Consider the following 22,309-nt stretch of genomic DNA (forward strand, 5'->3'; position numbering starts at 1 on the left):
AAGGGGTTCTTCCTAACGATAAAGCATTCGAGCTTGGCGTTGGCGGTGAAGTCCTTTGTACAATTTGGTAAGGAGATAAGATGTCACGTATTGGAAAACTTCCTATTTCTGTCCCAACTGATGTAAATGTAACTCTCGATGGAACGGTACTTACCTTCGTAAAAGGTGCTACAACACAAACTTTGGATACTCTTGGTAACTGTGGTGTTGTTCTTGAAGATAATACTTTGACGTTTAGCACAAATTCTGACCAACGTGCGGATCGCGCTTTCTGGGGTACATACCGTGCACTAGCAGCAAACATCGTTACCGGTTTGACAACAGGTTTTGAGAAAAAACTTGAGATCAACGGTGTTGGTTACCGTGCATCGGTTGAAGGTGCTATTTTGAAACTTCAACTTGGATTTAGCCATGATATCAATTTCGATATCCCTACTGGAATTGCGATTGCAGTAGAGAAAAACGTTATCAGTATCAAAGGCGCTGACAAACAACAAGTTGGTCAAGTTGCTGCTGTAATCCGATCATTCCGTCCACCTGAGCCTTATAAAGGTAAAGGTGTTAAATATACCGATGAGACTATCCTGCGTAAAGCCGGTAAGACATCTAAGAAATAAGGAGCGATGATATGACAGGTAAAACACTTAAAATTAAAACGGCTAAGCGTACTCAACGTAAACGCCGTATTCGCTCTAAAATTTCAGGATGCGCGTCATTGCCACGTGTCTCTATCTTTCGTTCGAACCGTTACATCAGCGCGCAAGCGATTAATGATGAAGCAGCGGTAACGTTAGCAGCAGTACACTCAAAAACTTTGGGTCTTAAAGCAAACAAAGCGGACGCTGAAAAAGCAGCTGCAGTATTTGCAAAAACCCTCAAAGATGCCGGTATCAATGAAGTTACGTTCGATCGTAACGGATTTTTGTATCACGGTGTTGTAAAAGCGTTTGCCGAAGCACTTCGTGCAAATGAAATCAAGTTTTAAGGCACGATGATGAATCCAATTAACAGAGAAGAATTTTCAGAAGCGATTGTAAACATCGGTCGTGTAACCAAAGTTGTAAAGGGTGGTAGACGTTTTCGTTTTACCGCTCTCGTAGTTGTAGGAAATAAAAAAGGAACCGTAGGTTACGGAGTCGGTAAAGCCAAAGAGGTTCCCGATGCTATCCGTAAAGCGGTTGACGAAGCGTTCAAAAACTTGACTAACGTGAAGATCAAAGGTACTACCATTGCTCACGATATCGAAGTTAAATACAACGCAAGTCGTATCTTGCTAAAACCTGCATCTGAAGGTACAGGGGTTATCGCCGGTGGCGCAACCCGTCCTGTACTTGAGCTTGCGGGAATCCAAGACATCTTAACGAAGTCTTTGGGTTCTAACAATCCAAACACCGTGGTACGTGCGACAATCGACGCACTATCACGTATCAAAGGATAAGTTATGGCATTAGAAAACCTTACTCCTGCTGAGGGTTCAACCCACAGCACAAAACGTCTTGGCCGTGGCCAAGGCAGTGGCCAAGGTAAAACAGCCGGTAAAGGTCACAAAGGGCAAAAAGCACGTAAAGGTTACAATGAAAAACGTAACTTTGAGGGTGGACAACAGCCCCTTGCTCGCCGTTTGCCAAAAATCGGATTTACATCACGCGTTATTAAACCGTATGTGATCAACGTAGAGCGCGTATCGGAAGTTGCTGCACTTGAAGAGATCACAATGGATAGTATCCGTGCTGTACATCGATTAGCTAAATCGGTTACAAGTGTTAAACTTGTCGGCGCTAGCGCTATCAATTTAGCATCTAAAATCAAAGATGAAAACGTTACAACAACTGGTAAATAATGAACCAACAAATTGTAAACAAGATCTTAATTACGATCGGTTTTCTCTTTATCTACCGACTACTGGCATACGTGCCGGTACCGGGTGTTGACACAGCCGTCCTTGCTTCTTTTTTTGACTCCCACCAAGCTGACGCGCTAGGTTTATTTAATATGTTTAGCGGTAAAGCCGTGGAACGTCTCTCCATTATCTCTCTTGGTATCATGCCTTATATCACTGCTTCAATTATTATGGAACTTTTGGCTGCAACATTTCCGAATTTAGCCCAAATGAAAAAAGAACGTGACGGCATGGTTAAATACATGCAGATTATCCGTTATGCAACGATCGTTATTACCATTATTCAAGCAATCGGTGTAAGTATCGGCTTACAAAGTATGACAGGAAAAGATGGTGGAAGTGCCATATTGGTCGATCATTCAACGTTTGTTCTTTTGGCAACAGTATCAATGTTGGCAGGGACAATGCTGTTGATGTGGATCGGTGAGCAGATTACTCAAAGCGGTATCGGAAACGGTGTCTCTTTGATTATTTTTGCCGGTATCGTTTCGGCAATTCCTAGCGGATTATCGCATGCGATTTCAATGGTAAATACGGGCGCTATGAGTATATTTTCGTTGTTAGCGATTATTGCACTTATCGCTGCTACGGTATTGGTTATTATCTATGTCGAATTAGGTGAACGCCGTATCCCGGTTACGTATGCTAAAAAGACAATGCTCCAAAATCAAAATAAACGGGTTATGAACTATATTCCGGTCAAAGTGAATCTTTCAGGGGTTATCCCGGTTATTTTTGCTTCAGCAATTTTGATGTTTCCGATGACGGTTATGTCATCAAGTACGAACCCTTATGTTCAAGCGGTAGCGGATGTTTTGAATCCGAATCACTACTTCTTTAATATTTTACAGTTTACATTCATTGTATTCTTTGCGTTCTTTTATGCGTCTATTGTATTTAACGCTAAAGATATTGCCGATAACCTAAAACGCCAAGGTGGATTTATTCCGGGCGTTCGTCCGGGCGAATCGACTAAAGAATTTTTAAATGACACTGCAGGTCGTCTTACCATAACAGGTGCTATCTATCTTGGTTTGATTGCAACCTTGCCATGGGTTATTGTCAAAGCGATGGGAGTACCGTTCTTCTTCGGAGGGACGGCGGTTCTAATCGTGGTTCAAGTTGCACTGGACACAATGCGTCGTATTGAAGCACAGGTTTATATGTCAAAATATCAAACCCTTAGCGCGGTTGGCCTGTAACAATGGCGATTGCGCTACGCAAAAATGATGAAATAGCCAAGCTTCGTGCCGCGAATCAAATCGTCGGTGCGACGCTGGAACTGTTAGCTTCCCAAACTAAGCCTGGGATGACCCTGAAAGAGCTTGATGCCATGGGTGAGGAATATATCCGAAGTCAAGGTGCCATCCCCTCTTTTAAAGGTCTCTATGGTTTTCCAAGTGCCGTTTGTACCTCTGTCAATGAAGTCATTATTCATGGCATACCGACCGATTACGCTTTATGCGAGGGTGATATTGTCGGATTTGACGTTGGGACAAAAAAAGGGGGATATTTTGGAGATGCTGCAATTTCTGTCGGGGTTGGAGCAATAAGCTCTGAAGACGAAGCCTTGATTGCATGCTCTAAAGATGCCCTCTATTTTGCGATCGACATTATCAAAGATGGGATGCGTTTTAAAGAGCTCTCCTATGAGATAGAGCAGTTTATTCTTGGACGGGGATTTGTCCCTTTACGAGGATTCTGTGGTCACGGTATTGGGAAAAAACCGCACGAAGAACCTGAAATCCCAAATTATTTGGATGGGACGAATGCGAAAGCAGGCCCGAAAATTAAGAATGGAATGGTTTTTTGTTTGGAACCGATGATTTGTCACAAAGAGGGAACCTCTAAAATTTTGGCAAATGGTTGGGATGTGGTAAGTACGGATGGGCTGAGAGGCTCTCATTACGAGCATACGGTTGCAATTATCAACGGTAGAGCTGAAATATTATCAATCGCGTAAAGGAATATATATGGCAAAAGATGATGTCATTGAAGTAGACGGAAAGATTATTGAGGCACTACCCAATGCAACGTTTCGTGTTGAGTTGCCAAATGGTCATGTAATTTTGTGCCATATCGCGGGTAAAATGCGTATGCACTACATCAAAATTCTCCCAGGGGATACGGTGAAAATCGAACTAACCCCTTACAGCCTTGATAAAGGGCGAATTACGTATCGCTACAAATAAGTGTCACTGCTTAGGCAGTCGACACACTTATGTATTATAATAGTGCATCTTTTTAAGAGAGAAATTATGCATAACCATCCAAAACATCCTCTTCTCCAGTCACTAGTCAATACGCTTCGAGACATAACTCTATCCCCATTGGTCTTCAGACACACACTCAAAGAAATTACTAAAATATTACTCTATGAATCGATGAGAACATTTCCAATGCAACTTAAGTCTTTTATGACATGGCGTGGTGAACAACACGTAGAATGTATAGACGAATCGCAGATTATGGTTGTATCGGTACTTCGAGCAGCGTTGCCGATGCACGATGCGGTTATTGAGACGCTAAACCTCTCCGTGTCAGGATTTTTAGGAATCAAGCGGGATGAAAATACCCATAAAAGTCATCTGTATTACGATAGGGTAGGGGATTGCAGCGGTAAAACCGTTATTTTAGTTGATCCGATGGTAGCAACAGGCGGTTCGTTATGTGATGCGATTGAAATTCTAAAGAAAAAAGGGGCGGAAAAGATTATTTCGCTCAATGTTATCGCTTCACCGGAAGGGATTGCAACGATAGAAACTATGTATCCCGACGTTACAATTTATATAGCTCAAATCGATGAACGGCTTGATGAAAACAAATTTATTATTCCGGGATTAGGTGATGCAGGTGATCGAGCATTTAATACCCTCTAAGATGATGAAAATAGTGCAATGGATGATCATACTTGTATGTATTGGGTATGCTAGCAGCATATTCGCGGATGAACTGAATGGAAATGAACCGCAAAAATCCTTTTGGGAAACCTATACGTCGGCATTGCGTGGCGATAAAGTTTCACAGTTTAATGTCGGAGTGATTTATGAGCGGGGGATTGGTGTCGATAAAAATCAATCCATGGCGGCAAATTGGTATCTTAAAGCAGCCGAGCAGGGGCATGTAGACGCACAATACAATGTCGCGATAATGTATGTTACCGGACGGGGTGTGGATCAAAACACAACTGCCGGTATGATGTGGCTCGCCTCTGCAGCAAAACATGGGGATAAAGAGTCACGAAAGCTTTTACTGGAAGTAATTGACGGCAAGTATGATAAAGTAGCCAAACCCAAACTGGATAAGGGTATTTCAATCATAGCACTACGGATGAAAACGATTAAAGACACCATGATATGCGATGGTGCAGGAGAATGTAGCCCCATTAAAGCTCAAACGACAGTAACATCAAAAGTCAAAAATGGAAGTTACTATAAAGTAAGCGGTATCGGTGGCAAAAATGGGTGGGAACCGTATGAAAAAGAGGGTTGGATAGACGAAGCTAGCGTCGAAATCCGACGCTAAGGCAATTATTTAACGAAACTACAGCAGTAGTCTGAAACGGTTTTAACTTGTAAATGAAATGCGCTGTTGGCCGGGACATCAAAACTTTGCGGTCCTGTGATAGTAACCCATGCTTCTGAATCCGGAAGTTGAACGTCCATCTCACCACTCATGATTTCCATGATCTCAGCATCACCTGTGTTAAAGGTGTATTCACCCGGTAACATGATCCCTAGAGTTTTGATGGTTCCGTCTTCAAAACGAAGGGTTCGGCTGGTAACTTTTCCGTCAAAATAGATATTGGCTTTTTTATCAGCGGTGACGTTAGTAAATTGTGACATAGATTTCTCCTAAAAATAATGGTGCAATTATAGCGGATTGAGCTCTTGCTTGATCTTTTTAGGCAAGTGGGCAAACGGGAAATCGGTGACAATCTTCGTCTGATCCCCATCTTTGATATGAACTTCTAAGAGCATCGTCTCTCGGTTAAAGCTGATAAGGGTAAACGTTTGGTCATTTTCGCTGTATACGAGGTTACGCGCTTTTAGGTGACTAAAAGGGCTTTTGCGTGGTCTATATCCCATAAATTCCGTTCTCCTGAACTGTTATTTTTTTACTATCGACGAGTTGTGTTAATGCGCTTTTAAAATTCTTTTTACTTAATCCAAATGTTTTTTGAATCAAATCGGGGTCGCTTTTGTAGTTGTACGGGAGCATTCCACCGTTGGCTTTTATCATCGCGAGAATTTTATCGGCGGCATTAGAGGCTTTTGCTTTTCCGACCATCTGAAGTGAGAGATCAAATTTGCCATCCGGTCTGAGAAGTTTTACAAATCCGTTTTTAACCTGTCCGACACGAACATCTTCAAAAATTTCGTTGCTATAAATCATCCCCTCGTATTTGTGATCGACGATAACTTTATACCCCATAGGCGTTTTGGCAATAATCATAAAACTTACGGGGGTGTTAGGATAAAAAGTTTTCGGAGGCATCTCTAATGCCCCGCTGATTTTCTCAGTTCCGACGAGGCGGTTAGTTTGCTCATCCAAGATAACACGCACGAGTCGTTTTTCTCCGACGGTAAAAGGGCGCTTCTGCAATGTTTTGGGGACGAACAGATCTTTCGGCAACCCCCAGTTGACAAATGCACCGATAGGTGTGGTATCAACCACCTCGACAAAGGCGATCTCATTCACCATTGCTTTGGGCATTACGGTTGTCGCAACGGGGCGGTCTTCACTATCGGTGTAGACAAATACATCAATCGTATCACCGATATGCATTGTATCCGTGACGTATTGGTTAGGCAATAAAATATCGCTCTCATCCAATGCGCGTAAAAAAAGTCCGGGTGTAGTGTCCCGGTCGATAACGAGGATATTAATCTCCCCGATTTTTAGTGTTTCATTCATGGTGAAATTATAGCGGGTTTAAGGAAGTATCATAAGTTTAACAATATAATATGAAAGATAACATATAAAATTGGAATATAAATGAAAACAGTATTTTTAGGCTTTGTTGGAATATTACTAATTATGGTCATAAGTGGATATGTAATTTTAAAAAATAGTGCGGTAGCAGGTGATACGATTTTGAAAAATAGTTTTGTGATGGATGATATATTTTTTAATAACATTGCAATTAACCAAAATCACGGCTTTAAGGACAGAGTGACTGCTCTTGCATTTAATAAGAATTCTACAATGTTTGCTGTTGGATATGAATCTGGAAAAGTAGACGTATTTGATGGAAAAAGTTTGAAGTTAGCATATGGTTTTTTTCCCTCTTCAACACGTACTGATATTTTAAATTTTTCTAATAATGGGAATTATTTAAGTACGGGGGGTTATTTTGATGGTAATACAAAAATTTATGATTTAACAAATGGAACATTGAAATTCAATATTAATGAAAGTATGGGTCGAGAAACTTTTACAAACGATGGTGATTTTATCTATATGGCTGATACTGGAAGTTTTAAAGTTTTTGATCTAAAGAAAGAAAGTTTTGTAGGTAAAACATATGAGTGTGATGGTGTTATTACATCAATAGGTAAAGATAAAAATGAAAATTATCTTGCAGTTGGTATGACTGGTAGTATACAAATATTTGAAATAAATGGATTTGATCCTACCGTGTTAAAGTTGGTAAGCACACAAAAACCTTATGAATTGCAAGACTGGATAACTCACGTGTGGTTTGATAAAAAAGATATGAGCTTTATAGATACAATATTTGATAGTCTGTTTTATCATAAGAGCACAACTTTAATTACTATTAGTAGATTTGGTCATGTGGATAAGTGGTCAGTTCCTGAGTTGAAAAAAATTGATAGTATCCATATTGTGTCAACAATGGTTCAAGATGCTCTAATAAGCGAAGATGGAAAATATGTAATCATTTTAGGGATTAATGAAAATCGCAGGGATGGGGAATATTTTGTAGAAAGAATAAATTTAGAAACAAAAAAGTCTGAAATTATTGGACAATTAAGTACAAATTCCTCGAATATTACTTCATGGTTTAAAAAGGATGGCGTTGAATATGCGTTTGTGGAACATAACGGTAAAAAAGAATTAGTTAAATTTTCTGATAAGTGAGGAGGAAGTTATCTTATGACGCTTATGGAACCTGAATGGCAAAGAATTGTAGCCGGAAGTGGATTTGCTTCAGCTATTCTAGGAGTGGTGTTAGTAATGCTGAAAAATAAAATAGAGCATAAAAATAGGCTTAAACTTGGAATTGTATTGATAGCAGTTGGTGCTGATATGTTAATGCTATTTTTACGAAGAACACCAAGCTTTGATATAGGGTTTAATGCGATGATATTGATGGGGGTATGGGGAACATATTATTTTTCATTGTCAGGTGAAGAAGAAACACGGTGTAATCCACGCAAACTAAAAGTATTAGAAATGAAAGAACAACGGCAGATGTTGAATGTTGAAGAAGAAAAACCTTATCTCTATATTTTGACCGGATGTTTTATTGTTAAAGTTTCGATAGTGACATTTTTTATAGGGGTTATTGCTAGTGCATTACGGACTAAAATGGGGTATTGAATCTTCATAATTCCAGACGTCACATACCCTTTTGGGTAGACCAGGAATGACGGACGTGAAGATACATCAAGATAATCAAAACAATGGCTAAAGGATAATCAAGCAGTGATTGAAAGTATAATTCGCGTAAAGAGAATATAGTGAATGGATTGAGACGGTTCTAATAGGGAGAGATTTATGCGCATAATTATTACCGGTGCAAGCAGCGGATTAGGTGAAGCATTGGCGATTCATTATGCGACGTGTGATAATCAGCTCGTATTGATTGCCCGTCGCGTTGATCGTTTGAACGATGTAGCACAGCGATGTCGAGAGAAAGGTGCCGAGGTGGAGATGATTGTTGCCGATGTCAATGATTTTAAGCGGATGGGAGAGATCGGGGAAAGTTTATGTGAGAAGAGGGTTGACCGCATCATCCTCAATGCGGGGGTGTCGGTCGGTCACGGTGGGGGAGTAACCCCATTTGAGGATTTTCATCGAGTTTTTCAAACCAATTTTCTGAGTATCCATGCTCTTTTGGAGCCAATGATTCCAAAACTAATGGAACAAAAAGTGGGAGAGATTGTTTTTATCTCTTCGCTGGCATCCCTCTTTACGATGCCGACTTCGATCGCCTATAGCAGTTCAAAGCGTGCCATTAATGCGTATGCTGAAGGATTACACTATCAGTTAAAACTGTATGGAATAAAGGTAATGACCATTATGCCCGGATTTATCGATTCGGAGATGACGCAGAAGAACCGATTTAAAATGCCGTTTTTGATGACAACAGAAAAGGGGATAGCGCGGATAACCCATGCGATTGAACGGAAAAAAATACGCTACGCTTTTCCTTTTAGATTTTACTTAATGATTCGAATTGTCTCGCTACTTCCGCAGTCCTTAAGAGACAAAATTGTAAACTTCACTAATTTTAAAAAGGGTGCATAACCCGTACTATCAAGGAAATATCCGATGGTTATCGACAGCGTTTGTACCTATTGCGGCGTGGGATGCGATATTTCCGCTGAGGTTGAGGATAATAAAATCCAAAAGATCTTCGCAAAAGAAGAGGGAACCGTCTCTCAAGGGCGGCTTTGTATCAAGGGGAAGCAGGGGTGGGATTTTGTAACCCATTCCAAACGGCTTCGTAATGCCCGTGTTCGAAAATCATTTTTAGCTAAAAATGCCGCACTGTTTGCTGATCTGGACATGGATTATCTCGAACCGGTGGATCACGATTTTTACGAGATCAGCTATGAGAGTGCGTATGAACTCGTTGCCCGTAAACTCCGAGCCATTACCGATGAACACGGCGCGCACAGTTTTGCAGCGATTGGTGGAGCCAGAACCAGCTGTGAGGGATCATACCTTTTCCAACACTTTACTCGCCACGTGGTCGGTTCTCCGCATGTCGATAACTGCGCCCGTGTTTGCCATTCTCCATCGCTGAAGGGGATGCGTACGACGATCGGCGAGGGGGCGATGACCAATCCGTTTGATGATATCTACGAAACAGAGTATATGGTGGTGATGGGTTCCAACACGACCGAAGGGCACCCGATCGTTGCCAACCGTATGCTCGATGTGATTAAACAAAAAGATATTGAGCTTGCCGTGTTAGACGTGCGCCGTATCCAGCTCTCCAAATCAGCAACAAATCATCTAAGCATCCCGTACGAAGCCAATCTGATGATCCTGAACATGATGGCCTACGTTATCCTTTCTGAAAATTTGGTCAATACAGATTTTGTGAACAGCCGTACCAAAGGGTATGAGGAGTACAAAAATTCTATTCTCAACGATCCGTATGCCAACCCTGAATATCTTCTCAAAATTCCGGGGTATGAGTCGTTAATTGAGGAGATTCGCACCGTTGCCCGTAAATATGCAACCCGTAAAAGTCTTTTTTTCTGGGGATTAGGAATCACTGAACATCTTGATGGGTCGTATGCCGTAATGGCGATTACCCATTTGGCAATGTTGACCGGAAATATCGGTAAGCGCGGAGCGGGGTTAATGCCGCTTCGGGGACAGAATAACGTTCAAGGGACATGTGATGTCGGGATGCTGCCGTATTATGCTCCTGATTATCAGCCACCGAAAGAAGTGGGGATGATGACCCCTGATTTAATCAATGCGATGGTTGATGGGAAAATAAAGGCGCTTTACAATATCAGCGAAGATATCGCCCATATCCATCCGAACCAAAATAAAATTCACGCGGCTTTGGGAAATCTCGATCTTTTGGTTGTCAATGAACTCTTTGATAATGAGATTACCAAATTTGCCGACATTATTTTCGGAGTCAAAAGTGCGTATGAGAAGACGGGTGTCTATATTAATGCGGAACGCCGCCTCCATCTCTCTCAGCCTCTGATCAATGTTATGATGCCCGATGACTGGGAAGTGATTGCGGAGATATCTAAACGCTACGGAACCGATCTCGGATTTAAAACCACTCGGGATGTTTGGGAAGCGGTACGTATCGACGCTCCTATCCGTTTCGGCGGCGCGAGTTATGAAAAACTGGAAGCAAACCGCTTACGCGGGTTACAATGGCCGGTTCAGGAAGAGGATATGCCGGTACTGCATATCGATACCTTCCGAACGAAAGATGGATTCGGCACCTTTCATTATCATCAGTATGTTCCGCGTGGTCAAGTCGAAGAACTGCTCAATGCTAAAACGCATGAAGGATATTATCTCACGACCGGACGGGTGTTGGTTCATTACAATAACAGTGCCCAAACCAATGCCTGTGAGAAACTCAACCGCAGTCACAGTGAAGATACGCTGTTAGTCAGTGTTGATGATGAAGATTTCTTCGAGTACAAAGACTTTGTCGTACTCAAAAGCGAATACGGGCAAAGTGCCCCTTTGCGCGTAAAAGTGAGCTCTACGGTCAAAAAAGGGACCCTTTTTACGACCTTCCACCATGCTAAGAGCCAAATCAACTTTTTATTCGGTGACGAGTCCGACGAGTTGATTAAAACGGCACGGTTTAAATCGATCAAAGTCGAGGTGATTAAACCCGACTATCTGGATTAAATACAATGCACACTCGTGCCAGAGGAAATATTGCCGAAGAACGAGGGTGTGAGTATTTACGAAATAAAGGGGTCCGAATTATAGACCGTAATGTCTATAACCGTTTCGGAGAGATTGATATTATTGCCATGCATGAGAATGTGATGCACTTTGTCGAAGTGAAAAGTGCCCAAAGCTATGAGCAAGCTGTCAATAATATTACCCCCTCAAAACTGCAAAAACTGAACCGGACTATCCAAACGTACCTCCAGCAAAAACGGCTAACTCTTGATTATTGCATCGATGCGCTTATTGTCACCGATAATAATATTGAGTGGATTGAGAATATAACGCTTTAGAGCGGAAAAACAGCAACGGGATGCGGAGCAGGTTCATAAAAAAAGAATCCTTGTGCGGAATCAATTCCAAGCTCTGAGACGATATTGGCAATCGCTTTGTTATGGACAAATTCAGCAACGGTTTCAATCGAAGCACTTTTTGTAAAATTGACAATCGTTTGGACGATCGTGATTGCTTTATCATCGGTATCGAGATAACGTATCAGTGAACCGTCAATTTTGATGATATCGATGGTCAGATTAAGAATACGGGAAAAATTCGAATAGCCGCTTCCGAAATCATCAATAGCAATACGGCATCCGTAATGGTGCATTTTAGCAATGAAATGGGCAATACCTTCGTATTCTTTGATTGCTTCGGACTCTAATATCTCAAAAATAATCCGTTTACCGATGTCTTCATGCTGTTCTAATATTTTCTCGATCATTGCGACTGTCTCGCTGCTGTTAATATCTTCGATGGATAGATTAATGGAAAATTCTCCCGGATACTCAGCAATAACTGCCAGACTTTGAGCAAGGATAGTATGGGTAATCTGAGAATACAGATTTGATTCTTTTGCAATAGAGAGATACGGGAAGATGGAATGAACCTGCGTATCCTTCATGATAATACGTGCAAGCACTTCATGTTTGGTGACTTTACAGGTTGAAAGATCTATAATCGGCTGAAAATAAGGGATAACCCGTTTTTCTTGAAGAGCATCTTTTAGCTCTTTGACTTTTGTAACATTATCTTGAATAACTTGACGAAGGTTGAGCCCTTCGTGATAGATAATAGGATTTTTATGTGAATTGCTTTTAAGTGCCATGTCGGCAGTTTCCAAAAGCGGCTTATAGTCTGATGCAGAAACAACGATAGAAGGGGTACGTACTTCATTATTGATGATAATCGGTGTTTCTGAAAATGCGGATAAAACTTCCTTGGCCAATGTTTCGAGGGCATAGGTGGAAGTTTGTTCAAATAAAATACCAAAATCATCGGCACCCAGACGATAATAGGTAGGATTACTTCCGGAAAAAGGCATTGTGCTGATGTGTCGGGCCGTTTCAATCAGTAATCGATCTCCTTCTGAAACACCGTAAAAATCGTTGTAATGTTTAAATTTACTGATATTTATCAAGATGAGTGCCAAATCATTAATGGAGTGCTGTATCCGTTCTTCATAGGCTTTACGATTTTTTAATCCTGTAAGGGTATCGATTCGAGACTCTTTTTCACTGCGAAATAAAAAGAAGGTGATGATTCCAAGGCTGAGAATATACAAACCCATTAAAAAATAGGAGAAAAAGGTAACGGATCGAAGTTCATGCGCTGATTCGTCAAGATAGATTTTTTGGATCTTTTTTAATGTTGTTTGAGCTAAGGGATTATTAATGTCATTCATCAATTGAAGATAATGGGGAAAATAATCTTCGATGACCTGAAAATTGGAAATAACCCTTTGTGCGAGTTCTTCTTTCTCTTTATCATTAAAGTGATATCGGGATAGTTCTACGATATCGGAATGCAAAGAGGCGATGAGATGCAAATCGTGTGCATTTTTCCCTAGTAAAACCGTTCCGCTGATTTGATTCATGGTTTGTAGAAACTGCCGTTCTTTCGGATTGGCAGTATCCATTATTTCCAAAACCCGTTGTTGTAACAGCGGAATGGTCGATGTTGAGTTTTTAACCACGGTATTGGTCGTTTGAAAATCGTAGATAAGGTTCACTTTGTGTTCGAAAATTTGAGAGTATTGTTTGAGCATAACTCGGGTACTCGGGTGCTCTTGTATAATATTGGGATGTTGGATGAGCTGTTCGATTTGCTGACGTACAGCATCTATTTGTGTATTGACGGTATCTTGATTGGTGTAAAGGAAAAAGGTATTGTGTAAAATCTCATAATCGAGTTTTTGCTGCGTTGTTTCGATGGCATTGATTTGGAGTTCAATTGCATTGCGCTCAATAAAATATTGCATGGTAAATGTTTTAAAGAAAATCAAAGCGATAACGGCACTCAGGCCGAGTATGATGACCAACGTGAATTTATAGGATAGTTTCATGGATAGGCCTGAGCCGGGATCTCTCCGTTAAGTGTAGTTAAAAATGCAATCAGGGAATCGATTTCGGACGGCGTGAGTTTGACCCCCAAATTGTGGTAGGACATTGTTGAAATAGCCTTTTTAAGGGTTCCTGCACTTCCGTCGTGAAAATAAGGAGCAGTGCGTGCGATATTACGTAATGTCGGTACTTTGAAAACATTTTTATCTTGTTCTCGTCCTGTCAGGACAAAACGGTCATCTATATGGGCATTGTGCTTAATAGGGACGATAACACCCATTTTTTGATAAGAGTTTCCACCCACATTGACCCCGTTATGACAGCTTATACACCCGAGAGTTTTAAATAAAAGATACCCTTCGGTCTCTTTGGGCGTTAGGGTACTTTTCCCCTCTAAATAACGGTCAAATTTTCCATTTGGGGTTATGAGTGTTTTTTCGTATTCAGCAATCATGACGGTGATATCGTTGGGTGTGACCTTGATACGTCCGGTGATTTTAGAAAAAGAACGGCTGTAAGCAGGATCCGTCTGAAGACGTAATGCCGCTTGCTTTAGAGAAAGACCCATTTCGACAGGGTTATGGATGGGGCCTAGTGCTTGTTCTGTGAGGTTTTTTGCTCTGCCGTTCCAAAATTGGTTAAAATTAAAGACGGCATTAAGAACCGTCGGTGCATTCATGGATCCTTTTTGACGGTGTATGCCGGTTGAGACATTTTGGGCGTCAGCTCCCCCTTTGGAAAAATCATGGCAGGAAGCGCAGCTTATTGTGTAATCATGAGAGAGAATCGGATCAAAAAAAAGTTTTTTACCTAAAGCGACTTTGGCAAAATCGTGTGGAATACTTTGCGGTATCGGAGAGATCGGTTCTTGTGCATACAGCATGGTTGAAACCATGAGTACGACTATCCTAAATGCATTCACGATATTCTTTTCACTTTAGTTTGTAAGTAAAGACTATTATGGCGCAAACTATCTTAAAATATTTCCAAACTATGCATGCCCTGAGAAAAAATGTGAGGGTTATGTAATAAGTCATTTTAAAGATTGGGGCGTTATAATGACCCGATATAAACATTGAACTCAAGGAAGTCACATGGCTAAATACACTGAATTGACAGTATCTAATTTTGACGAAGTAACCAAAGAGGGTGTCTCATTGGTAGATTTTTGGGCTCCATGGTGTGGACCTTGCCGTATGATCGCTCCGGTTATCGAAGAATTAGCAGGCGAATTTGAAGGAAAAGCAAAAATCTGTAAAGTAAATACAGATGAAGAACAAGATATCGCTGTAAAATACGGTATCCGTTCTATCCCTACAATCCTTTTCTTTAAAAATGGTGAAGTGGTTGAACAAATGGTCGGTGCTGCTTCTAAACAAGCATTCGCAGATAAACTAAACGCATTACTGTAACAATCGCACTTCTAAATTTTGCCCTTCAGGGCAAAATCTTCCCTCTTCTCTAAAAATTTTCTAAAACGATTTTTTGCTTAACTGTCTTTTGGTATGGTTTAACTACAAATGAGTATGATACGTCAAATTAAAAGCGGAGGCTTTGGATGTTGGATTGTGCGATCATCGGAGGAGGACCGGCAGGATTAACTGCTGGTTTGTATACCACACGTGGCGGTTTGGATAATGTCACTATGTTCGAAAAAGGGATGCCCGGCGGACAGATTACGATGAGTTCGGAAATTGAAAACTATCCCGGAGCTACAGGGCATATTTCAGGGATGGATTTGATGATTCCATGGCCTGAACAGTGCCAGCGTTTTGGCCTCAAGCATGAGATGTCAGAAGTGACCCGGGTATCGCGCCGTGAAGATGGAGTTTTTAGTATCCAAAAATCAGACGGTACTGCGGATGAAGCGAAAAGCGTTATCGTGTGTACTGGATCTGCTCCTAAACGTGCCGGATTTATCGGAGAAGATGCTTTTTTCGGTCGGGGTGTGAGTACGTGTGCAACGTGTGACGGATTTTTTTATAAAAATAAAGAGGTCGCGGTTATCGGCGGGGGTGATACGGCTCTCGAAGAAGCGTTGTATTTGGCAAAAATCTGTACCAAAGTTTATTTAATTCATCGCCGTGATACCTTTCGCTCCGCTCCCAATACCATCGCGAGAGTCAAAGCGGCTGAGAATATTGAACTCGTTGTAAATGCTATACCTGAAGAGGTTTTTGGAGATGCCAAGGGCGTTAATGGAATCCGTGTAAAGCTCCAAGATGGTTCATTACGTCAAATTGATGTTCCCGGTGTATTTGTTTTTGTCGGCAATAATGTGAATAATCAGGTATTAATCCAAGCGGACGGATCTTTTTTATGTGATATGACACCGTGGGGTGAAGTCAAAGTTGATTTGAGTATGAAAACTTCTGTGCCCGGTCTTTTTGCAGCAGGTGATATGCGTGCTGAAGCTCCGAAACAAGTCGTTTGTGCCGCAGGTGACGGTGCAGTGGCTGCATTGCAGGCGATTGCTTTTGTGGACGGACATCAATAGCTTTTAAACACTATGACGCTAAAATGTCATCAGAATAATGCAGTATAGGGATTGTCCAAAATGATAAGAGCAGGTGTATTTGGCGCTGGCGGGCGTGTCGGAAAGCTGTTGATTGAAGATTTACGTCATGAAAGCGAGATTTCATTGGGTGCGGTATATGTCCGAAATGAGCTCAATTTTTCAATCGATCCTTCAGTCTTGGTGACGAATGATATGGCAACATTGCTCAAAGGGTCTGATGTTGTTATCGATTTTTCGTTGCCCGAAGCAACACAAGTTTTATTAGAACGTGCGATTGAGAATCCTAAACCTTTGGTTATTGGTACGACAGGATTGGATACTCATCAGATGAATCTCCTCAAAACGGCGAGTGAATCGATGCCGATTTTGTATGCAACGAATATGTCTCTTGGGGTGGCACTTCTGAATCAACTCGTTCATATGGCGGCTAAAACATTGGACGGATTTGATATTGAGATTGTTGAGCAGCATCACCGTCATAAAAAAGATGCCCCAAGCGGGACAGCATTAACGTTGGCTCATTCAGCGGCAGCGGGACGAAATCTCGATCTCGATGCCGTACGTGTCAGCGGACGTAACGGTAACATCGGTGAACGTACTAAAGATGAGATTGCGGTGATGGCATTGCGCGGCGGAGATATTGTCGGGCGTCATACGGTCGGATTTTACAACGATGGCGAGTTTATTGAACTGCACCATACCGCGACCACTCGCAATACCTTCTCCAAAGGTGCCATTCGTGCCGCAAAATGGCTGGCCGGAAAACCAAACGGTCTGTACAGTATTCAAGACTGTTTAGAACTTGCATAAGGAAACACAGTGCGTAGCTTAAATGAAAAATGTGCAGTAGTCGGTATTTTTGACCATGCAGAGGCGTCCAAATTGGCTTATTTCTCCCTCCATGCTCTCCAGCATCGGGGTCAAGAAGCCGCAGGAATCAGTACCAGTGACGGTGAAAAACTCTATACGATCAAAGATCGCGGATTGGTGACGCAGGTTTTTGACAATCAAAAGCTCACCACCCTCAAGGGGAATATGGCAATCGGGCATACCCGTTACTCTACCGCAGGAGATGATTCGATTCTTGATGCACAGCCGGTATTTGCCCGCTATGATCTGGGAGAGATGTCGATTGTTCACAACGGTAACCTTACCAATGCTAAAGAGGTACGTGATGCTCTGATTAAAAAAGGGGCGATTTTCCAAACCTTTATGGATACGGAAAATCTGATCCATTTGATCGCCAAAAGTGATCAGCATCATCTAACCGACCGTATCATCGATGCGGTCAAAAAGATTGAGGGTGCTTATTCTCTCGTTTTCCTAAGCCGCTCTAAAATGTTCGCGATGCGCGATCCGCATGGCTTCCGTCCTCTGAGCCTCGGACGGGTCGGAGATGGGTACGTAGTAGCGTCTGAAACGTGTGCGTTTGATTTGATCGGTGCCGAATATATTCGTGATGTTGAACCGGGCGAACTCCTCATTTTTGAAAAAGGTAAAGCACCGAAATCGATCAAAGTGTTTGAACCGACCCCAAAACACTGTATTTTTGAATACGTCTATTTTGCCCGTCCCGATTCCAATGTTTATAATCAGAACGTCTATGAAATGCGTAAAGCGATGGGAAAAGCACTGGCACAAGAGCAGCCGATTGAAGCGGATATGGTTGTTCCGGTTCCTGATGGCGGCGTACCCGCTGCGATCGGATATTCACAACAAAGCGGTATCCCTTTCGAGATGGCGATTATGCGTAATCACTATATCGGGCGTACGTTTATCGAACCGACCCAAGAAATGCGCGATTTGAAAGTCAAAATGAAGCTCTCTCCGATTAATGATCTTATACGTGGGAAACGCCTTATCGTTATCGATGACTCTATCGTTCGCGGAACCACTAGCCGTCAGATCGTTCGTATGCTTAAAGCTGCGGGAGCGGCAGAAGTTCACATGCGAATCTCCAGCCCTCCGACAACGGATCCGTGTTATTACGGAGTTGATACACCGGATAAAGAGAAACTGATTGCAGCGAACATGACCAATGCGGAGATTTGTGCATTTATTGAAGCGGATTCACTCGGTTATCTGAGCAACGAAGCACTCTTGCAGAGTGTCAACGGCAAAGAAGAGAATTACTGTACTGCCTGTTTTACCGGCAAATATATCATCTAAGCGTCTTTTATGCGGGAACAGATTTTTACGTTTGGGCAATATTTGCATCGTAAATTCGGGGTAAAAATCTCAAAAGTTCCCGTCTCCATTTCCGGGTTTACCTGTCCCAATATCGACGGTACGGTTGCTAAAGGGGGATGTACTTTTTGTGAAAACGATTCATTCAGTCCAAGTCTGGATCACGCTCGTGAGCTTAAAGGTTTTTTTCTCAACCTCACTTCTTCAAGCAACCCTAATTTAGATAAACAGCTTCAGCAGTTACAATGGCAGTTTGATGCCCTCTCTAAACGCCTTCGAGACGAAAACAGTGCTGAAAAGTTTATGGTCTATTTTCAAAGTTTTACCAATACCTACGCCCCTTTTGATACCCTCAAAGCCCTCTATGAAAAAGCTCTCAGTTTTGAGAACGTTGTGGGGCTAAGTATTGGAACCCGATCGGATAGTATCAGTGATGAAACATTTGAATATCTCGCAGAGCTTTCCAAAAAAACCGAAATTTGGGTCGAATTCGGGATTCAATCGATCTACGATGAGACATTGGTACGTATCAACCGTGGGCATGACAGTGCTAACGTCAAAGAGGCGATTCTCAAAGCGAAATCATACGGGTTGAATGTTTGCGGTCATCTGATTTTCGGGCTTCCGGGTGAGACAAAAGAGATGATGCTTGAGACGGCTAAAGAGGCGTATGCACTAGGAATTGATTCGGTTAAATATCATCCGCTCTATGTGGTAAAACGGACGGCCTTGGCGAATGAATATGCCCGAGGAGAGTTTACCCCTATTTCTCAGGAACTGTATTTGGAAGTTCTTACCGAGGCGGTTCTTATGAAACCGTTAGACGTGAGCGTACAGAGGATCAGTGCGGGAATCGACGATGATTCTTTGATTGCACCGCAATGGTGCAGAGATAAAAAGGATCAATTCCGTACGGTTAATGAAGCGCTGAAAGCGGTAGGGCTTAAATATTAACCTTTAGTGGCCTATGGCCTTTGTTGTGTAGCTTCCGTTGTTGAAATATGGAGGATAGTCAATTAAAAGGGTAAATTGTTTCGATGCTTTTGGCTCGATATCGGTAGCAATGGTATAGTTGTAAGTGAGTTTTTGGGGCAGGTATTTTGAATCTAAAGCTTCATTAAAAGCATGGGGTGCCCCTCCGAAAATTCCTGTTCCCGGTTTCGGTGCATTTTCTATAATTAACTGCAACTCGACTGTATTGAGGTGATATTCTCCCGTGTTTTTTACCGTACCGATAAAGACAATTTGCTCAGTCTGAAGTAATCGGTTGTAGCGCAGATTGTATATCTCCGCTTTTTTAGTCGTTTTTTCCAGCCCGGTGAACATGAGAACTAAAAGAGAAACACTGAAAAATAATGAGGATAAAATAATGAGTAGCTGTGCCCATAGACGTTTGGCGTAAAAAGCTAAAAGGGAAAAAAGAATGAATAAAATGAGGGAGAGGACGATAGCGCCATAGTGCCAAAAGGTAAAATAGATATTCATCGACACTCTGCCTTGTAGGTTAGATTGAAATCTTTATCATACCGGAATGGTTCGATAAAAAGTTTAAAGGGGGCAGACTCCCCTGGAACAATCGGCGTACTAATTGTCAATGAACCTTTTTTAAACGGAATAAAGGGGTATATTCGGTCGATATATCGGTTGTGAGTCACTTTATAAACTCCGGCATGAATAGTACACTCACTAAAAGAACGTTTAGAGGTATTATTGATGTCCCCTTTGATGAGGAGGGCTTCGGTAAACTCCAGTGCTTTGACTTCATGAATAATAATGCTGTGTTTAAAGAGATATTGATGGAGTAGAATGTATCCGGCAACGGGGCCGACCGTTAATACCCCAAATGCGATGAATACTAAAAAAATCGCCAATCCTATTTTATTACGTAAAGCGATAGCTAAAATTAATAATAAGAGAAAGAGGATGAAAATACCTCCGAAGAGGAGGTAATCATAAACAAGAAGGTGATGAATAAAATCGATGATACGAGTTTTCATTTGTTCCTAGAGTTTTTCTCCGCAATACCGCTTATTCCACTGCGGCGAGCGAGTTCTTGTTTAATTCGATCCGGTGAGATATTCTTATGTCCCAATGCCACCAGTACGTGATACACTAAATCGGCACATTCATAAATAATTTCATCTTCATTGCCATCTTTGATCGCAAAACTAAACTCTCCCGCCTCTTCGACCACTTTTTTAAGGATAGCATTGTCACCGCTGCTTAGAAGCTTCGCCGTCCATGAGCTGGAGGGATCGCTGTTTTTACGCGAGAGGATGGTGTGATAAAGCTCATCGATGATTCCATACGTTGCAGCGGTATCGATTTGAGGTTCACTGATAGTCGCACCGCTTTCGATGTCCGTAAAGAAGCATGATTTACGCCCAGTATGACACGCTACACCTTCTTGACGAACGATGATGAGGAGGGTGTCATTGTCACAATCGAGTAAAAAGCGTTCGATATGTTGCAAATGACCGCTGCTTTCACCTTTTTTCCAAAGGCGCTGTTTAGAGCGGGAATAGTAGTGGGCGATACGCGTCGAGAGGGAGAGCTCTAAGGCTTCACGGTTCATGTATGCCATCATGAGCACTTCCATCGTCCCTGATTCTTGGACGATAACAGGGAGAAGGTCGGATTTTGCCCAGTCGATTTGATCAAGATTCATCGATTATTTCCCTGTCGAGCTTATTTTTTGGCTGTCGCCGCTTTTGGTATCAAGCCAAATATTTGGGGTTGATCCTCCGGGGGTAAGGAAAATTTTAGCATCTTTGTTCTCTTTGAGTGCCTCGTTAAATTTACCTTGCACTTGGATTTGCTCTAATTTGAGTAATCCGGGAGTTAATGATGCCCCGATGAGATGGTTGGCTTTGGCTTGAGCTTGGGCTTGGATCGTGATCGCGTTTGCCGTACCTTGAGCCTCAGTCTCTTTTTTAAAGGCCTCTTGTTTAGCTCGTTCAACATCTTGTTGTGCACGCTCTACCTCTTGTTTGGCAACTTGTACCCGCTCGATCTGATCTTTCACTTTTTGAGGGAGAGTGATTTCGCGCAATTGAACCGATTCGAGTGCAGCAGGGGAATCTTTACCGTGCTCAATAGCGCTTCGAATCCCTGATTCAATCTTTTGGGCGATAGTATTGCGCATAATCGGTAACGACTCTGCTTCGTATTGACCGACGACGTTGCGGACGACATCACGGGCAACCGGATCGATGACTTTGTCTTCCCAATTAAAGCCCCAGTTGGAAACCGTTTGAGATGCAAGGTGCGCATTCATGCGGTATTGAACTGTGATGTCGATGGCGACAGGAAGTCCCCGTTTATCAAGAACCGTAATGGCCGGTTTGAGCAAAATTCCATCTCCTGCAGTGGCTACGGTATCCACTTTGGCACTGTAATTGATGATATGCATTTTGGTATCGACAATGTAAATTTGCTGGATTAACGGAATCATAAAATGAAGCCCCGGCATCAATACCTGCTCCCCGTATTTTCCGTTAGTGGATAAAATCCCCCGTTCTCCCTCGGTAATGATGACAAACGGTTTGGCCAGAACGAGTAACAAGACAACACCTGCGATGAGCCACACCATTCCCATTTTATTACCGTTCATATTAAAATCGATCTTGGGTGGTTTAGGGGTATTGAATCCGCCCCCTTTTTGCTCTTCTTTTTTCTTCTTGTTGAAATAGTCGTTCATATCACTTGCCATGCAAATAATCC

At 42.1% G+C, this 22,309-nt stretch carries 28 protein-coding genes; 19 read left to right on the plus strand and 9 right to left on the minus strand.

Annotation, left to right across the window (positions count from 1 at the left end; all coding sequences use genetic code 11):
• Window positions 1-80: 80 nt before the first annotated feature.
• From rplF to PHI47_RS02085, 9 genes are all read left to right on the plus strand, one after another.
• Window positions 81-617 carry a 50S ribosomal protein L6 gene (gene rplF, locus PHI47_RS02045; RefSeq protein ID WP_299933212.1) on the plus strand — a complete coding sequence of 179 codons (537 nt, stop codon included), beginning with the start codon at window positions 81-83 and terminating at the stop codon, window positions 615-617.
• An 11-nt stretch (window positions 618-628) separates the two neighbouring features.
• Window positions 629-985: a 50S ribosomal protein L18 gene (gene rplR / locus PHI47_RS02050; protein WP_299933214.1), complete on the plus strand. Its 357-nt coding sequence runs from the start codon at window positions 629-631 to the stop codon at window positions 983-985.
• 9 nt (window positions 986-994) lie between these two features.
• Window positions 995-1,438: a 30S ribosomal protein S5 gene (gene rpsE, locus PHI47_RS02055; RefSeq protein ID WP_015652609.1), complete on the plus strand. Its 444-nt coding sequence runs from the start codon at window positions 995-997 to the stop codon at window positions 1,436-1,438.
• Between the two features lie 3 nt (window positions 1,439-1,441).
• Window positions 1,442-1,840, plus strand: coding sequence for a 50S ribosomal protein L15 (gene rplO, locus PHI47_RS02060; RefSeq protein ID WP_299933216.1), 399 nt, complete (start codon window positions 1,442-1,444; stop codon window positions 1,838-1,840).
• A complete protein-coding gene (gene secY / locus PHI47_RS02065; protein WP_299933218.1) occupies window positions 1,840-3,102 on the plus strand; it encodes a preprotein translocase subunit SecY in 1,263 nt (420 codons plus the stop codon). The genes rplO and secY overlap by 1 nt, the downstream gene beginning before the upstream one ends.
• A 2-nt stretch (window positions 3,103-3,104) precedes the next feature.
• Entirely contained in the window at window positions 3,105-3,863 is a 759-nt protein-coding gene (map, locus tag PHI47_RS02070) for a type I methionyl aminopeptidase (RefSeq protein ID WP_299933220.1), read from the plus strand.
• Between the two features lie 10 nt (window positions 3,864-3,873).
• The gene (infA, locus tag PHI47_RS02075; protein WP_013459075.1) at window positions 3,874-4,092 is read left to right on the plus strand and encodes a translation initiation factor IF-1; all 219 of its coding nucleotides are present in this window, start codon (window positions 3,874-3,876) and stop codon (window positions 4,090-4,092) included.
• 66 nt (window positions 4,093-4,158) lie between these two features.
• Window positions 4,159-4,779, plus strand: coding sequence for a uracil phosphoribosyltransferase (gene upp / locus PHI47_RS02080; protein ID WP_299933248.1), 621 nt, complete (start codon window positions 4,159-4,161; stop codon window positions 4,777-4,779).
• 1 nt (window position 4,780) lies between these two features.
• Complete coding sequence (locus PHI47_RS02085) at window positions 4,781-5,425, plus strand: tetratricopeptide repeat protein (protein WP_299933250.1); 645 nt, start codon at window positions 4,781-4,783, stop codon at window positions 5,423-5,425.
• Window positions 5,426-5,430: 5 nt separating this feature from the next.
• On the opposite strand, the gene PHI47_RS02090 is transcribed toward PHI47_RS02085, so the two are convergent.
• The 3 genes from PHI47_RS02090 to PHI47_RS02100 are packed head-to-tail and all read right to left on the minus strand — an operon-like array spanning window position 5,431 to window position 6,817.
• Complete coding sequence (locus PHI47_RS02090) at window positions 5,431-5,745, minus strand: pyrimidine/purine nucleoside phosphorylase (protein WP_299933252.1); 315 nt, start codon at window positions 5,743-5,745, stop codon at window positions 5,431-5,433.
• A 27-nt stretch (window positions 5,746-5,772) separates the two neighbouring features.
• On the minus strand, window positions 5,773-5,988 hold the full coding sequence (locus PHI47_RS02095) for a hypothetical protein (RefSeq protein ID WP_299933254.1): 216 nt from the start codon (window positions 5,986-5,988) through the stop codon (window positions 5,773-5,775).
• Entirely contained in the window at window positions 5,978-6,817 is an 840-nt protein-coding gene (locus PHI47_RS02100) for a S1-like domain-containing RNA-binding protein (protein WP_299933257.1), read from the minus strand. The genes PHI47_RS02095 and PHI47_RS02100 overlap by 11 nt, the downstream gene beginning before the upstream one ends.
• A gap of 81 nt (window positions 6,818-6,898) precedes the next feature.
• Between PHI47_RS02100 and PHI47_RS02105 the strand changes: the two genes are divergently transcribed.
• From PHI47_RS02105 to PHI47_RS02125, 5 genes are all read left to right on the plus strand, one after another.
• Window positions 6,899-8,005 carry a WD40 repeat domain-containing protein gene (locus tag PHI47_RS02105; protein ID WP_299933259.1) on the plus strand — a complete coding sequence of 369 codons (1,107 nt, stop codon included), beginning with the start codon at window positions 6,899-6,901 and terminating at the stop codon, window positions 8,003-8,005.
• 15 nt (window positions 8,006-8,020) lie between these two features.
• A complete protein-coding gene (locus PHI47_RS02110) occupies window positions 8,021-8,467 on the plus strand; it encodes a hypothetical protein (RefSeq protein ID WP_299933261.1) in 447 nt (148 codons plus the stop codon).
• A gap of 177 nt (window positions 8,468-8,644) precedes the next feature.
• Window positions 8,645-9,397, plus strand: a complete 753-nt coding sequence (locus PHI47_RS02115) for an SDR family NAD(P)-dependent oxidoreductase (protein ID WP_299933263.1) — start codon at window positions 8,645-8,647, stop codon at window positions 9,395-9,397.
• 24 nt (window positions 9,398-9,421) lie between these two features.
• The gene (locus PHI47_RS02120; RefSeq protein ID WP_299933265.1) at window positions 9,422-11,497 is read left to right on the plus strand and encodes a molybdopterin-dependent oxidoreductase; all 2,076 of its coding nucleotides are present in this window, start codon (window positions 9,422-9,424) and stop codon (window positions 11,495-11,497) included.
• Between the two features lie 5 nt (window positions 11,498-11,502).
• Complete coding sequence (locus PHI47_RS02125) at window positions 11,503-11,835, plus strand: YraN family protein (protein ID WP_299933267.1); 333 nt, start codon at window positions 11,503-11,505, stop codon at window positions 11,833-11,835.
• Here the strand turns inward: PHI47_RS02125 and PHI47_RS02130 are convergent.
• Together PHI47_RS02130 and PHI47_RS02135 are read right to left on the minus strand one after the other, a co-directional pair.
• On the minus strand, window positions 11,832-13,883 hold the full coding sequence (locus PHI47_RS02130) for an EAL domain-containing protein (protein WP_299933268.1): 2,052 nt from the start codon (window positions 13,881-13,883) through the stop codon (window positions 11,832-11,834). The genes PHI47_RS02125 and PHI47_RS02130 overlap by 4 nt on opposite strands.
• Complete coding sequence (locus PHI47_RS02135) at window positions 13,880-14,776, minus strand: cytochrome c peroxidase (protein ID WP_299933270.1); 897 nt, start codon at window positions 14,774-14,776, stop codon at window positions 13,880-13,882. Before PHI47_RS02135 ends, PHI47_RS02130 begins: the two co-directional genes overlap by 4 nt.
• A gap of 199 nt (window positions 14,777-14,975) precedes the next feature.
• On the opposite strand from PHI47_RS02135, the gene trxA reads away from it, so the two are divergent.
• The 5 genes from trxA (at window position 14,976) to PHI47_RS02160 (ending at window position 19,540) form a co-directional block, all read left to right on the plus strand.
• Window positions 14,976-15,293 carry a thioredoxin gene (gene trxA, locus PHI47_RS02140; RefSeq protein ID WP_299925558.1) on the plus strand — a complete coding sequence of 106 codons (318 nt, stop codon included), beginning with the start codon at window positions 14,976-14,978 and terminating at the stop codon, window positions 15,291-15,293.
• 146 nt (window positions 15,294-15,439) lie between these two features.
• Entirely contained in the window at window positions 15,440-16,378 is a 939-nt protein-coding gene (locus tag PHI47_RS02145) for an FAD-dependent oxidoreductase (RefSeq protein WP_299933272.1), read from the plus strand.
• Between the two features lie 60 nt (window positions 16,379-16,438).
• Window positions 16,439-17,209 (plus strand): 4-hydroxy-tetrahydrodipicolinate reductase, encoded by a 771-nt coding sequence (gene dapB, locus PHI47_RS02150; protein ID WP_299933274.1) that lies wholly within the window; start codon window positions 16,439-16,441, stop codon window positions 17,207-17,209.
• Window positions 17,210-17,218: 9 nt separating this feature from the next.
• Entirely contained in the window at window positions 17,219-18,568 is a 1,350-nt protein-coding gene (gene purF, locus PHI47_RS02155; protein WP_299933276.1) for an amidophosphoribosyltransferase, read from the plus strand.
• Between the two features lie 9 nt (window positions 18,569-18,577).
• Window positions 18,578-19,540 carry a TIGR01212 family radical SAM protein gene (locus PHI47_RS02160; RefSeq protein ID WP_299933278.1) on the plus strand — a complete coding sequence of 321 codons (963 nt, stop codon included), beginning with the start codon at window positions 18,578-18,580 and terminating at the stop codon, window positions 19,538-19,540.
• A gap of 3 nt (window positions 19,541-19,543) precedes the next feature.
• On the opposite strand, the gene PHI47_RS02165 is transcribed toward PHI47_RS02160, so the two are convergent.
• The 4 genes from PHI47_RS02165 to PHI47_RS02180 are packed head-to-tail and all read right to left on the minus strand — an operon-like array spanning window position 19,544 to window position 22,298.
• The gene (locus PHI47_RS02165) at window positions 19,544-20,071 is read right to left on the minus strand and encodes a DUF2393 family protein (RefSeq protein ID WP_299933280.1); all 528 of its coding nucleotides are present in this window, start codon (window positions 20,069-20,071) and stop codon (window positions 19,544-19,546) included.
• The gene (locus PHI47_RS02170; protein ID WP_299933282.1) at window positions 20,068-20,583 is read right to left on the minus strand and encodes a DUF2393 family protein; all 516 of its coding nucleotides are present in this window, start codon (window positions 20,581-20,583) and stop codon (window positions 20,068-20,070) included. The genes PHI47_RS02165 and PHI47_RS02170 overlap by 4 nt, the downstream gene beginning before the upstream one ends.
• On the minus strand, window positions 20,580-21,254 hold the full coding sequence (gene hisIE / locus PHI47_RS02175; RefSeq protein WP_299933284.1) for a bifunctional phosphoribosyl-AMP cyclohydrolase/phosphoribosyl-ATP diphosphatase HisIE: 675 nt from the start codon (window positions 21,252-21,254) through the stop codon (window positions 20,580-20,582). Before hisIE ends, PHI47_RS02170 begins: the two co-directional genes overlap by 4 nt.
• 3 nt (window positions 21,255-21,257) lie before the next feature.
• Window positions 21,258-22,298: a prohibitin family protein gene (locus tag PHI47_RS02180; RefSeq protein ID WP_299933286.1), complete on the minus strand. Its 1,041-nt coding sequence runs from the start codon at window positions 22,296-22,298 to the stop codon at window positions 21,258-21,260.
• Window positions 22,299-22,309 lie beyond the last annotated feature (11 nt).

Source organism: Sulfuricurvum sp., assembly GCF_028713855.1.
Lineage (GTDB): Bacteria > Campylobacterota > Campylobacteria > Campylobacterales > Sulfurimonadaceae > Sulfuricurvum.